Source organism: Nocardioides pini, from assembly GCF_026712185.1.
In the GTDB taxonomy this organism is placed as follows: Bacteria; Actinomycetota; Actinomycetes; order Propionibacteriales; family Nocardioidaceae; genus Nocardioides; species Nocardioides pini.
Window position 1 is genome coordinate 52,652 of record NZ_JAPPUX010000002.1, and the last position, 12,569, is coordinate 65,220.

The following is a 12,569-nucleotide window of genomic DNA, read 5'->3' on the forward strand; positions in this document are numbered from 1 at the left end:
CGCCCGACTGTTTGCCTGTGATTTGACCAGATTCGGTGATGCTTGGCTGCTTGTCACAAGAGATTCTGGTGAGGGCCAATTCATGACCTGCGTGCCCGCAAGCGCATGGCCGCCCGTGCTGTCAGCCGTGGCTGCACATATCGGCGCGACCGTGGAGGACGCGGGTCGCGCGGCGCATCACAAGGAGGGGGAATCGCGATGGTTGTTTACGACGGCTTCGGGCGACTCGACGATGGTCGGCCGATCTGGACGGGTGACTTCACCGGCGACGGGAGGAGGGACGTCCTGTTCTACTACCCGGGCGACAAGAACTGGTGGCTCGGCCGGTTCGACGCGACCGGCAAACTCAACTGGAACCTGGCAGGAAACACCACCGGGTTCGGCCAAGTCGCTGACGGACGGCCCTTCTGGATCGGTGACTTCGCGGGCGACCATCGCGCCGACGTCCTGTTCTACTACCCGGGCGACAAGAACTGGTGGCTCGGCCGGTTCGACGGCAACGGCAAGCTCAATTGGAACCTGGCAGGAAACACCGCGGGTTTCGGTGAGGTCTGGGACAAACGCCCCTTCTGGACGGGCGACTTCACCGGCGACGGGAAGACCGACGTCCTGTTCTACTACCCAGGCGACAAAAATTGGTGGCTCGGCCGGTTCGACGCGACCGGCAAACTCAACTGGAACCTGGCAGGAAACACCACCGGGTTCGGCCAAGTCGCTGACGGACGGCCCTTCTGGATCGGTGACTTCGCGGGCGACCATCGCGCCGACGTCCTGTTCTACTACCCGGGCGACAAGAACTGGTGGCTCGGCCGGTTCGACGGCAACGGCAAGCTCAATTGGAACCTGGCAGGAAACACCGCGGGTTTCGGTCAGGTCTGGGACAAACGCCCCTTCTGGACGGGCGACTTCACCGGCGACGGGAAGACCGACGTCCTGTTCTACTACCCGGGCGACAAAAATTGGTGGCTCGGCCGGTTCGACGCGACTGCCAAACTCAACTGGAACCTGGCAGGAAACACCACCGGGTTCGGCCAAGTCGCTGACGGACGGCCCTTCTGGATCGGTGACTTCGCGGGCGACCATCGCGCCGACGTCCTGTTCTACTACCCGGGCGACAAGAACTGGTGGCTCGGCCGGTTCGACGGCAACGGCAAGCTCAATTGGAACCTGGCAGGAAACACCGCGGGTTTCGGTCAGGTCTGGGACAAACGCCCCTTCTGGACGGGCGACTTCACCGGCGACGGGAAGTCCGACGTCCTGTTCTACTACCCGGGCGACGGCAACTGGTGGCTCGGCCGGTTCGACTCGACTGCCAACCTCAACTGGAACCTTGCAGGCAACACCGGCAAGCCCATCGACTCCACGCCCTCTCGGGAGGAGTCATTCTCGGTAAGCGAGTGCGTGTTCAGCTGGACGGCCCGCTACCACCAGGCCGGGACCCACGTCACCGTCCGCATCCAGCTCAACCCTGCTGCAGGCATCACCGCAGCAACAATGAACACGCTGCGCACGACCTGGCGTGACGGAATCATAAACACATGGGCCAACCGCTTTCAGTGCCGCGCCCCCGACGGCAAGCAGCAGGCACTCACATTCGACGTGCAGTGGGTGACCACCAACCCTCACCACATCGTCGCGGTCCAGCAGGGTCCGGCTCGCTCCAACATGGGGCAGTGGGATACCAGCGACACGGGTGCGGTCGCGGCACACGAGTTCGGTCACATGCTGGGTAACCCGGACGAATATGCCGATGCTGCCTGTCCTGCGAGGAGCCCAGTGGGCACCGGCACGGTCATGGACGACAACACCGAGACAGTGGCCCGCCTCTACAACCGCCACTGCACCTTTCACGGCTCGGGCCACACACCCGTGGCCACGGCGCCCGAGCCCCCGCCCGAATCAGAGCCGGAGGATTCCATGGTCAAGAACCTTGACCTACTTACGCCCACTCAGCGAATGAAGTCGCTCGAGAACCTGACGGGCGTCGCGGAAGGCCACCCGAAGGACGGGGCCGGGGCCGCCGAGGTCAGCATCGAGGTCACGGGCGGTGCTCCGGGTGAGCGCTATCGCTACCGCGTGGCTGTCGCTGGGGATGGCAAGGCCGACAGGACGAGCTTCGATGAGCTGCGTGCACGCGGACCCGAGACCGTCTCCACCGCCAAGGTCGACGCCCAGCTCGCAATGCGTGTCTTCGCCGCCGCTCGCGACGTCGGCCTGCTCAATGACGACCGTCCCCAGGTCCCCGGCGAGACGACCGGTCAGATCTTGCCCGACAGCCTGATCGCCGTGATTACGGTTCGTGACGGTGACAATGTGAGGCGAATCGCCCTTCCGGTCAATGACCCGGAAGATGCGGCCGATACGCTCCCGGGCGAGTCGGCCGAGGTGCCGCTCGACACCAACATGCAGGTCCCAGCAGTGGCCGCGTCTGCGCTGCAGCCTCTGTTCGACGCGCTTAGCAACGTGGAGAGGGCGCTCACGGCTGAATGAGGTGCCGAGTTGACTCAATTCAAAGTGCCCGTTGCCAGCACGGGTCACTTAGGTAGCTGAGCAAGCTCAGCGACCGCCTACGCGGCGAAGTGACGCTGCTCGACGATCGAGTCATCGGCTTAGTCAGCAAGCCCTTCGGCTACCGCTGCCATGCGAGCGCCAACGTGAGGGTCTCCCGGGCACCGGTCTCCCGCCGTTGTTCCTCGCGAAGGGCTGCACTCAGGCCGTCGGGCCGGTTCGATCCGAGCGGTAGAGCTCGGCGTCGCAATGAACGCAATACTCGACATGCGCGGGGGACTGATCGATGTTTTTCGGTACGGGTCCAGCGCACTGAGGACAAATGGTCATCTCCCACTAGTACACGAACGACCTCAGCGCGCGGGGATCTTCGTGCCAACTCGACGGCTCGACCCACGCATGGGGCGAGGCGACCTCGACGAGGATCGCGCCACCAGCACGCTTCGCGCGTACCTTCCATACCGCACGCAGCTGATCGAGCGTGTTCAGATGCCGTAGGTCGTCGCGCCCGCGGTTCGTTCTGCGCCTACGCGTCCAGTGGGATGCCGACGATGCTGGTGCCGTTCGTTCCTGTCACGGCCCTGGCCGGAGAGCCCGCCGGCAACAGAGCGACCACCGACGCCGATGTCCCTGAGATGCCCTCCTACGCCTACTCAGGATGGCCGAACTGCAGCGCCTCAGCGACTCTCGAATCGGTGAAGGAAACCGCCTGCTCGTCCTCGATGCCGCCGGACAGCCGAGCCAATAGCATCAACTTGCCAGCGGTTCTGACAGCTGTCGCGAGGTCTCCGGAGCTAAGGGGAATTGCGTGTGCGACGTTGTTCCTCGCTCGTCTCACAGTGTCGAGTTCCTCCGCGAACACGTTGGCCCACCGCCTGAAGCGATCGCGTGGAGTGTCTCCTTCGAGCAAGGGCGGGACATCGTGAATCCACGTCGGAACGGGACGAACTGAACCACGCTGCGGTTCGCCGAGAGCCCAGCTGCGGATGGCGTCCAGATCTTCATGGAGATCCAGAAGTAGCAGACTCCCTCGTGCTTCATCGACGGCGGAAGTTTGAGAGTCACCTGATGACACGTGCCTGCCTCGCTCTTGCCTTGAGGGTTTCGAGGTCCTCGTCCTGAAGTGAGTCAACGTTCACGATGTAGTTGTCGATGTGCGTATCGGCCGATGCCTGTGCCTTGGCATCTACGGCAACCTTGAGTGCGGCCACGTCGCGACGAGTCTCGGATACTTCAGATTGTGTTTCCTTGACAACCCTCTCGAGGTCGACAAGGCCTCCGATGCTGAGACGCCGCATGTCCGGGATGAGCAGTGCAGCGGCGAGGATGAGTCCGATGATGATTGGGGCATCGTTGAGCTGCATCGACCGGCAAGGAAGCGAGGCGCCGTCGGGACAGACTTGGAGATGAGTGCCCTTGGCGCTTACGAAGGTAACCACGAGGATCCCAAGTAGGACGGCAATACACATTAGCCACCGAATCGCCGAACCTGGGAGTGAGTCCGCAGGTGGGCCAGACGCCATCGCTCGAGCTCCTCTCATCGCAATAGCGGGGCGTTGGCGGTCACAGCACCTGCTCCCCACAGTAGGTACGCCATCAGCCTAGGTGCTACCACGCAGGGGCGAACAGGCGGGCGCTGAAGGTAGCCCCTTCCAAATGCGGCGAGGTGACGCGGTCGACGTCTACCTGGTGAGGGATGGATCTTTCCGGCTCACCGACATGCGAGGCGAGCCAAGGCCGCCGAGGATCCTCTAACCGTGAGACGACCTCGTCAGGCCGATTCGCGCAGATCGCAACCTTGGCGCGGCAAGTCGCGTGCCGAGCCGCCTCAATCTCAGGGGGCACCCTCCACGGCATGAGACAGTTGCCAGGTCTAGAGGGGGAAGCCACATGACCGTTCGTGTCCATGAACTGGCCAAACAGTTGGGAGTGACGTCAAGCGACGTTCTCAAGAAGCTCGCGGAGCTTGGCGAGGTCGCTAAGAGCGCGAGCACCACCGTTAGCGACCAGGTGGCTGAGCGGGTACTGCTCGCCTACGGGGACGTTGGCGATCGCCTCAGCGGGCCCTCCTCGTCGAAGGTCCTTGGTTGGAACGCAGGCGCCGTTCGTGCCCCGTCTCATGAAGACGTTCTGCGCAACATCTCTCGGCTTACTCGTGACTTCCCTGTCGCCGCCCAGCATCAGCAGGCGCTCGCGCGCCTAGGTTCTCAGTTCTTCTACGCTTCGCCGTGCAAGATCGCTTCGTTCGAAGACAGTTACGTTTCACTCGTGCGCTTTAGCGGCGCTATCGAGGCCGCATTCGGTCTAACTCGCGAGGTGATGTTCTTCTATAGCCGTCATAAGGATCTGCAGATCCGTACGTTCAAGGCAGCGCAGAGCGCTTTGGCCGGACTGCCGCGCGAGGTCACGCCTGACATCATGTTCTTCTGGGCCCCTGACCCGCGCCTCCGCGAGAAGGTCGATGACTGGTCGACCGGAGGCTTCCTTACCGTGCCGCTCATTCTGGCAGACCCGGACGATCCGGTCAGTTTTGTGTCACTGCTTCGGGACTACACCTTTTCACGCGACCTCTTCTACGAGACCACTCCCGTCCGCGGCGAGCGATTCTTTGGAAGGCGGAAACTGCTGCAGTCACTGAAGGACGACATTCAGAATCAGCGGGTCACCGGACTTTATGGCCTGAGGAAGGTGGGAAAGACCAGCGTTCTTACTGAACTGTCAGAAGTTCTGGAGAGCCCTACCACAGTAGTGGTTCTACGAGACCTGGAGAGTTTACCCTCTCCACCCGAGGACCCCATCCCAGAGCTGTTGCGCGATTTACGGTCGGACCTGCTGGACCAGTTTCGCTCCAGGAGATTGCGCACGAAGGAACTTGGAAACCTCGCGTCGGACGCATCGATGATGGACTTCAAACGCGCCCTGCAAAAGATTCTCCGGGGTAACGCGAGCGACGGGGTACGAGTCGTTCTAATGCTGGATGAAATCGAGTATCTTACCCCTTCGGATCGGATAGACATTCAAGAAGGCGACATGGCCTCTGTCGCGCAGTTCCTCGGGATTCTGCGGAGCTTGGTCCAAGAAAACTCAAATTTCACGTTCGTTCTGTCTGGACTGACGAGTGCCATCACGGAGAGTGGCCGTCTATACGGTCGCCCTAACCCTCTCTTCTCGTGGGCGAAGTCGAACTTTGTGTCCCCATTCGAGCGCTACGAAGCCGACGAGCTTGCGCTGTCGGTGGGTCGGCGTATGGGTATAGGCATTTCGAACGGAGCCCTCGAAGCCCTATATGAGGCAACCGGAGGGCATGCGTTCCTTTACAGGCACCTAGCATCGAACGTCGTGCATCTGTTGCCAGTGAATGTGTTCCACCGCCAGATGGATCGTGTTGCTGTTTTGAAGGCGCTGGAAGACTGGAGATTGATCGTAGCGGGTCACATGCAGGAGATGGTTGATCACGTCCGACGGTATTACCCCGACGAGGCGTTTCTTCTCGAGGTGCTTGAGTCAAACAAGGATGACTTCGCATCCTTCGCAAACGACCTTCCTTCGGCTCTGGGGCATCTCCTCAATCTCGGACTGGTGGAGCGCCAGGGCCGAACTTTTGAACTCACTCCCGTGCTGGAGATGCTATGAATGACGACCTCGGCCAGCACGCGGATGCGATGGTATCCGCGCTTCAGGAGCGCCTGCGGCGCCACAAACTGGTGTTCGTACAGCACGGCGCAGTTTTCGAGGGGCTCACCCCGGCCATCTGGGCCAGAAGCGGCGCCGACGTGGTTGATGTCGCAGACATTGCGACTGTGTCGGTGCGCCCGCAATTGCACGTTTCGGGGCTGGAGCGCTACGCAGCGGATCGGCCTGTCGGACCCACGCTCGGCGAGGTCCGCCAGATTGTTTCGGCGCTGCTGGGCGACGGCGTCGAAGTGTGCCTATGGTCGACCGCCCCGAGGGTCGCCTTCGTGCCGGTACCCGGTAGTTCACTTATCGACGACGCCTCGCCCTTCTTCCTTGAGTTGCTGCCAGTCATGGACGAGAACCCCGAGACCATCTACCCAGCCGTACGCCATGGCGGACTTCTTCCGGCCGTGTACCGGTCCGCGCTTGATCAACTCGGCGTGGCCGTCTTGGCTTCATTGGACCGGGCGATCTACGACGCGCAACTTGACCGCGAGTCGCTCTTTGAGATGCTGGACCCGCGAGAGGTCGAGGCACTTCGGGGCGCCGGTCTTGCCAAGTGCTGCGAGGGCGATCCATATCAACTCTCGGCTCCGATGCGGTTCAGCGAGCTTCGAGATCAACTTGCAGCCACTCTCGCCGCCCAACTGGCGCCACAGCCCGAATTGTCGGACATTTCGAAAGACTTGTGGACTATCGAACGAAGTATTCGGCTGGCTCTGCGCACTGCTGCCGAAACTGAGTTTGGTCCCAAGTGGCGCTCGGGTGTGCTTCACGGCGATCTCAGCAAAAAGGTGTTGGATCGGGCGATGCTTGACGGATTCGTCTCTGCAAAATCGGTGAAAGAGTTGCGAGACCCGATTGAATGGCTAACCTTGGGCGAACTCATCGAGGTGGTGACATCGGCGAAGTTCGATAACTTGGGGCTCCTCCCAATCTTCTGGACCAAGTTCGCCCAGGATGTCGTGCCAGTTCGAAACCGGCTGTCCCATATGCGCCACTTCAAGCATGTCGACAGAGGAGTGGTTCGCATGTGGGTCTCGCAAATTGCTCGCGTGCTCAACTGAGCAGACGGCTCGCTGACCCGCCTGCGGGCCTTGACGCCCAGCGTCATAGTGGGCGGTTCCGGCTACATCATTTGCCTCAGCTCACCCCTGCTGATCCGGGGGCGGGGGCCAGACACACATCCGAAGACGCTGGGCGAGTGAGGCCCGGTTGGTTGGCGCCCGGTGCAAGGCCGCGCGGACTGGCGATGACTGACGTGCTCCGGTGCCGTGGGGCCCACGGCACCGTGGGGTCCTGGGTGATCACGGTGCCGCCGGGCCGACGGCACCGTGGACTCTCGTGATGTTCGCGCTCCCTCGAGCCGTCTACTGGCACTGAGTTCACGAACTTCTCCTATTACGACACGGCACCGTCGGCAACGCAATGCCTCAGTGCCAATTACGACGTCCGATCGATCTCGCCCATCAGGTGCGCCCGACCTGTCATCCGCCTGCGCCGCCCCCGCTTCGTCCACCCTTCACCGACTTCACACGGTTTGCAGATCGAGGGGTATGGAGAGCCCGGCCCACCTACACGCTGTGGAAGGGCCGTGGTCGTGACCGTCTCGTTACGGCGGATGACAGCAGGGAATGGGTATCGCTACCTGTTGCGGAGCGTCGCCGTGGGCGACGGTGCTCGGGTCCTGTCGACGCCACTGACGCGCTACTACTCGGAGGTTGGTACGCCGCCGGGCCGATGGCTTGGGTCGGGGGTCAGGGCGTTTGGAACTGGTCAGCTCGTCGCGGAAATGCGTGTGAGCGAGGAGCAGCTCGCGTTGCTGATTGGCATGGGGCGCGACCCGGTCACGGGTGAGTCGCTCGGGCGCGCGTACCCGGCGTATCAGCGGTTGGCGGACCGCATCGATGCACGAGCGGCGGCGCTCGACCCGGACTTGAGCGTGGAGGAGCGTGCGGCCGAGACGAGCAGGATCGAAGCCGAGGAGACGTTGGCGGGCTTGCGCAGCGCGGTGGCTGGCTATGACCTCACGTTCAGCGTCCCGAAGTCGGTGTCGGTGTTGTGGGGAGTCTCCGACGCGGCGACCCAGGAGCGGGTTGCGAAAGCACATCACGCGGCGGTGGCCGAGGTCATCGGCTTCTTCGAGCGAGAGGTGGCCGCCACGCGGGCCGGCTTTTCCGATAGCGACGGCGCCGTAGCGCAGGTGCCCGTCGCCGGGATCGCCGCCGTGGCTTATGACCACTTCGATTCCCGTGCCGGTGACCCGCAGCTGCACACGCATGTGGTGGTGTCGAACAAGGTGTTGACGGGGATGGACGGGCGGTGGCGCAGCCTCGATGGCCGGCCGGTGTTCGCGTGCGTCACGGCACTGTCAGCGCACTACAACGCGGTGTTGGCGGACCGGCTCAGCCGAGAGGTTGGTGTGGGGTGGGAGTTGCGGCACCGCGGTGCCGACCGCAACCCGCAGTGGGAAGTGGCTGGCGTCAGCGATGAACTCATTGCTGAGTTCTCGAGCCGCACCCGGGAGATCGCGCGTATGAAGGACGAGCTCATCGCCGAGTACGTCGCACGGCACGGACGCATGCCGTCGCCCAAGACCATCGTCGAGCTGCGTGCCCAAGCGACGTTGGCCACCAGGCCACCCAAGGACCTGCGGTCCCTCGCCGACCTGACCGCCGAGTGGCGGCGCCGCGCGTCTGCGCGGCTGGGCGTCAATGCAACCGAACGGGCAGCAACGCTCGTGGGTGCACGCACCGTTCTGCTGACCGTCGACGACGTCCCCTCGGCAGCGATCGAGGCTATCGCCACGGACGTGGTGACCGCCGTGGCGGTGAAGCGGGCGGTGTGGACGCACTGGAACCTCATGGCCGAGGCTTCGAAGCAGACGATGGACCTCCGGTTCGCCACCACCTCCGATCGCGAAGCGGTCGTGTCCACGGTGGTCGACGCAGCTCAGCGCCTGTCGGTCTCGCTCACTCCACCGGCGCTGGCAAGCAGCCCGGTCAACTTCCAGCGCGAGGACGGCACGAGCCTGTTCCGGCCCCGGCACGCGGTCAAGTACTCCTCGACCGCAATCATGGAGGCAGAGGCTCGTCTCTTGACCCGGTCCGACACCATGACCGCGCCGGTTCTGCGTCACAATGCGCTCGGTCGGGTGCTGACGCACACGAAGTCTCGGCTCAACCAGCAACAGCGAACCGCCATCGAGAGCATCACAACGTCAGGCCGTCAGATGGACCTGCTCGTCGGTCCCGCGGGCGCGGGCAAGACGACAACGATGCGCGCGCTTCGCTCCGCGTGGATCGCCGAGCACGGGCAGAGAAGTGTCGTCGGTCTGGCACCCTCCGCGACCGCCGCACAAGCGCTGGGCGACGACCTGGGCGTCGCCTGTGACAACACGGCCAAGTGGCTGCACGAGTACGAGCGAGGACGCACGTACCTCCGCTCCGGGCAGCTGGTGATCATCGACGAGGCGACGCTCGCGGGAACGACCACGCTCGACCGGATCAGCGGCATCGCAGAGGCGGCGGGAGCCAAGGTCCTGCTCGTCGGTGACCCGTACCAACTGCAGTCGGTCGAAGCCGGGGGCGCCTACTCGCTGCTGGTCCACCGCCGCACCGACGCCCCTGAACTGAGCGACATCCACCGCTTCGTCCACGAGTGGGAGAAGCACGCCTCCCTCGCGCTTCGTCGAGGCGAGGTCGAGGTCATCTCGACCTACGTCCGCCAGAAGCGCATCCACGAGGGACTGACCGACGACATGCTCGATCGAGCCTACGAGGCCTGGCACGCCGACTGCCGCGCCGGCAAGGCGAGCATCCTCGTCACCGAGTCATCCCACGCCGTGCGAACTCTGAACGAGCGGGCCCGCGCCGAACGCCTGCTATTGGACGGCGCTGTCGATGGGCGAGAGATCTTGCTGGCCACCGGCAACAGCGCTGCAGCGGGAGATGTCGTGATTACGCGACGCAACGACCGCACCCTGCGAACCTCACTCGGCGGCTGGGTCAAGAACGGCGACCGCTGGCGGGTGGTCGACATCCGACGGGACGGCTCGCTGGTGGTCGATCGGCTCGACCCACGTTATGACGGCAAGACGGTACTGCCCCCTGAGTACGTCGCTGAATACGTCGACCTCGGTTACGCCGTCACCGCACACCGGGCACAGGGCATCACCGTCGACACCTCCCACGTCGTCGTCACATCGTCGACGACCAGGGAGAACCTCTACGTATCCATGAGTCGCGGCCGGGAATCGAACGTCGCCTACGTCGCCCTCGATCAGCCCGACGACAGCCACTCAACACCCGAGCCCGATGACACCGCGGCACGCACCGTGCTCTTCGGCGTGCTCACCCACAGCGGCACAAGCATGTCCGCGCACCAGACGATGGAGGCCGAGTACGCCATCCACGGCGGCATCGACCGCCTCGCCGCCGAACTCGAGACCATCGCCGCCGACGCTCAACGCCATCGTTTCGTGGAACTCCTGCACCGCTCCGGCCTCACACCTGAACAGCACCAAGCGGTTGTTCAGTCGAACGCCCTCGGACCGCTCATCGCATCCATGCGCAGAGCCGAGGCCTACCACCACGACCTCGAGAAACTGGTTCCCCGCATCGTGGCGCAGCACGCGCTCGACGATGCCGACGACATCGCAGCAGTCCTCCGGTACCGGATCGAGCAGACCGCCGCCTCCCCGCGCCGCGACTGCCAACTCACCCCACGCCTGATCGCCGGGCTCATCCCCGCACCCTTGGGGGACATGCCTACCGAGCATCGCCAGGCCCTCGACGAGCGAGCCGAACTCATCGAGACACGGGCCCGGGCACTCGTTGCCTCGGCCGTCGACGACGGTGCGCCCTGGTGTCGGCGCCTGGGAACGCCGCCCCTCGAGCCGCAGGCCAGGAAGCTCTGGGTCCACGCGGCAACCACTGTCGCGGCGTACCGCGATCGCTACAAGGTTGACGGTGACTTGCCGCTCGGCGGTGGAACGACAGCGCAAAAGCGGGCAGACAGTCAACGAGCGCAACGTGCCTTGCGCGAGGCAGCTCGGCTGTCGCGCTTGGCCCCACAAGCGCACCGACGCGAAGCGCCTGAGCTGCCTGCCGTCTCCGCTCGATAACCGGGTCCGAGAGCACGTGTCCACCAGTCCGCCGGCCCGCGCCGAAACACTCAGCCGGCTCCCAAGTACGACGCTGGGCGCCCACATCGAAGTCTTCCCGACAGGGAGGTCTGCGATGCTCCCGGGTTCGATCCCTCGAGTTGCGTCCGGGCCTGGCGCACGGTCCGTTGACGATGGCGCTCGGACGCCGCGTTGTAGAGGGGGCTCCGTCGTTGATCGGCGGATCGCATGGTCAAGTCGGCCAGGCGTCCAACGAGTTGACGCTGGGGTCGGCCTCTTGCGGGCCTGGCCACCGGGGCATGGTCAGGATCAATATTCGTAGCGGGTCCGCTCCGGTCGCGGTGAACTGGAACGGCACGCCGGTCTCGATGTCCACGGCCACCCCATAGGTCAGCGGCGTGTGCAAGGGAGAAGCGTCGGGGCCATCCACCCACCGCGCGAGCTCACCGGCGCCGTCCAGCGTCACCCAGAGCTCCACCACCGTGCGGTGCTGAACGGTCTTGGTCTTGCCTCCGGGCCGCACGATGCAGTGGGACAGTCCTCCGGCGTCGCACTCGGGCAAGAGTCGGATCTCCGACCCGTCGGGTGCTGCATAGTCCGCCAACAGCGGCAGATCCGCGGTCAGCAAGGGCCCCGCGGCCCTGTCGGGAGCAGGGTCGTGCTCGGCTGGCAGGTCAGGACGCCATGGCCCGGCGTCGGTGGTGTGGTGGCGGGACGCATCGAACCTGGGCGTCGTCGCGACGAACATCGTGAGATCAGCGCTGAGTGCGGAGCGGTACTGGTAGCGGGCTCCTGGTGGGATCAGGACTGCTCGTCCCGGCCGCAGCTGCACCGTGCTCTCCGCAGTTCCATCGTGGGCCCAGAGACTCCCACGTCCGGCGTGGGTGTAGAGCATCTCGACCATGCCGTCGTTCCACGACGGCTGACCCACGTGGTCACGCTTCACGAGCGCATGCGCGAGGTCGCCGCGGTCCTCGATGGGAGATGCCAGGAGGGGGCGGACTTGGGTTGTACCGCCGGGGGCTGGACGGGCCGCTGTTTCGCTGAGCCAAACGGTCTGCGCCATACGGTTCTCCCTTACCTGGACGCGGCTGGTGCAGGTGTGCCCTCTCGTCCCGACCGCGAAGCGATCTGTGGCGCGACCGACGCTTCAGGGTCGCATGATTGGGACGTCGACGCAGCCCGGGAAGAAGGGTCCTGCGGTCGGTTCGGATGACCGGAGGACCGGCGGCGCCGCGGCACCAATAGTGCGCCCAGTCAG

At 64.2% G+C, this 12,569-nt stretch carries 6 protein-coding genes; 4 read left to right on the forward strand and 2 right to left on the reverse strand.

Going from position 1 to position 12,569, the window contains the following annotated elements; translation table 11 throughout:
• Window positions 1-198 precede the first annotated feature (198 nt).
• Window positions 199-2,490, forward strand: a complete 2,292-nt coding sequence (locus tag NYO98_RS06505) for an FG-GAP repeat domain-containing protein (protein WP_268110741.1) — start codon at window positions 199-201, stop codon at window positions 2,488-2,490.
• A gap of 1,079 nt (window positions 2,491-3,569) precedes the next feature.
• On the opposite strand, the gene NYO98_RS06510 is transcribed toward NYO98_RS06505, so the two are convergent.
• A complete protein-coding gene (locus tag NYO98_RS06510) occupies window positions 3,570-3,872 on the reverse strand; it encodes a hypothetical protein (protein WP_268110742.1) in 303 nt (100 codons plus the stop codon).
• A gap of 526 nt (window positions 3,873-4,398) precedes the next feature.
• Here NYO98_RS06510 and NYO98_RS06515 point away from each other — a divergent pair.
• From NYO98_RS06515 to mobF, 3 genes are all read left to right on the forward strand, one after another.
• Complete coding sequence (locus tag NYO98_RS06515) at window positions 4,399-6,141, forward strand: translation initiation factor IF-2 N-terminal domain-containing protein (RefSeq protein ID WP_268110743.1); 1,743 nt, start codon at window positions 4,399-4,401, stop codon at window positions 6,139-6,141.
• A complete protein-coding gene (locus tag NYO98_RS06520; RefSeq protein WP_268110744.1) occupies window positions 6,138-7,250 on the forward strand; it encodes a hypothetical protein in 1,113 nt (370 codons plus the stop codon). Before NYO98_RS06515 ends, NYO98_RS06520 begins: the two co-directional genes overlap by 4 nt.
• 554 nt (window positions 7,251-7,804) lie before the next feature.
• A complete protein-coding gene (mobF, locus tag NYO98_RS06525; RefSeq protein ID WP_268111428.1) occupies window positions 7,805-11,308 on the forward strand; it encodes a MobF family relaxase in 3,504 nt (1,167 codons plus the stop codon).
• Between the two features lie 232 nt (window positions 11,309-11,540).
• Here mobF and NYO98_RS06530 read toward each other — a convergent pair whose 3' ends face one another.
• Window positions 11,541-12,239: a cupin domain-containing protein gene (locus NYO98_RS06530; RefSeq protein WP_268110745.1), complete on the reverse strand. Its 699-nt coding sequence runs from the start codon at window positions 12,237-12,239 to the stop codon at window positions 11,541-11,543.
• Between the last annotated feature and the right edge of the window lie 330 nt (window positions 12,240-12,569).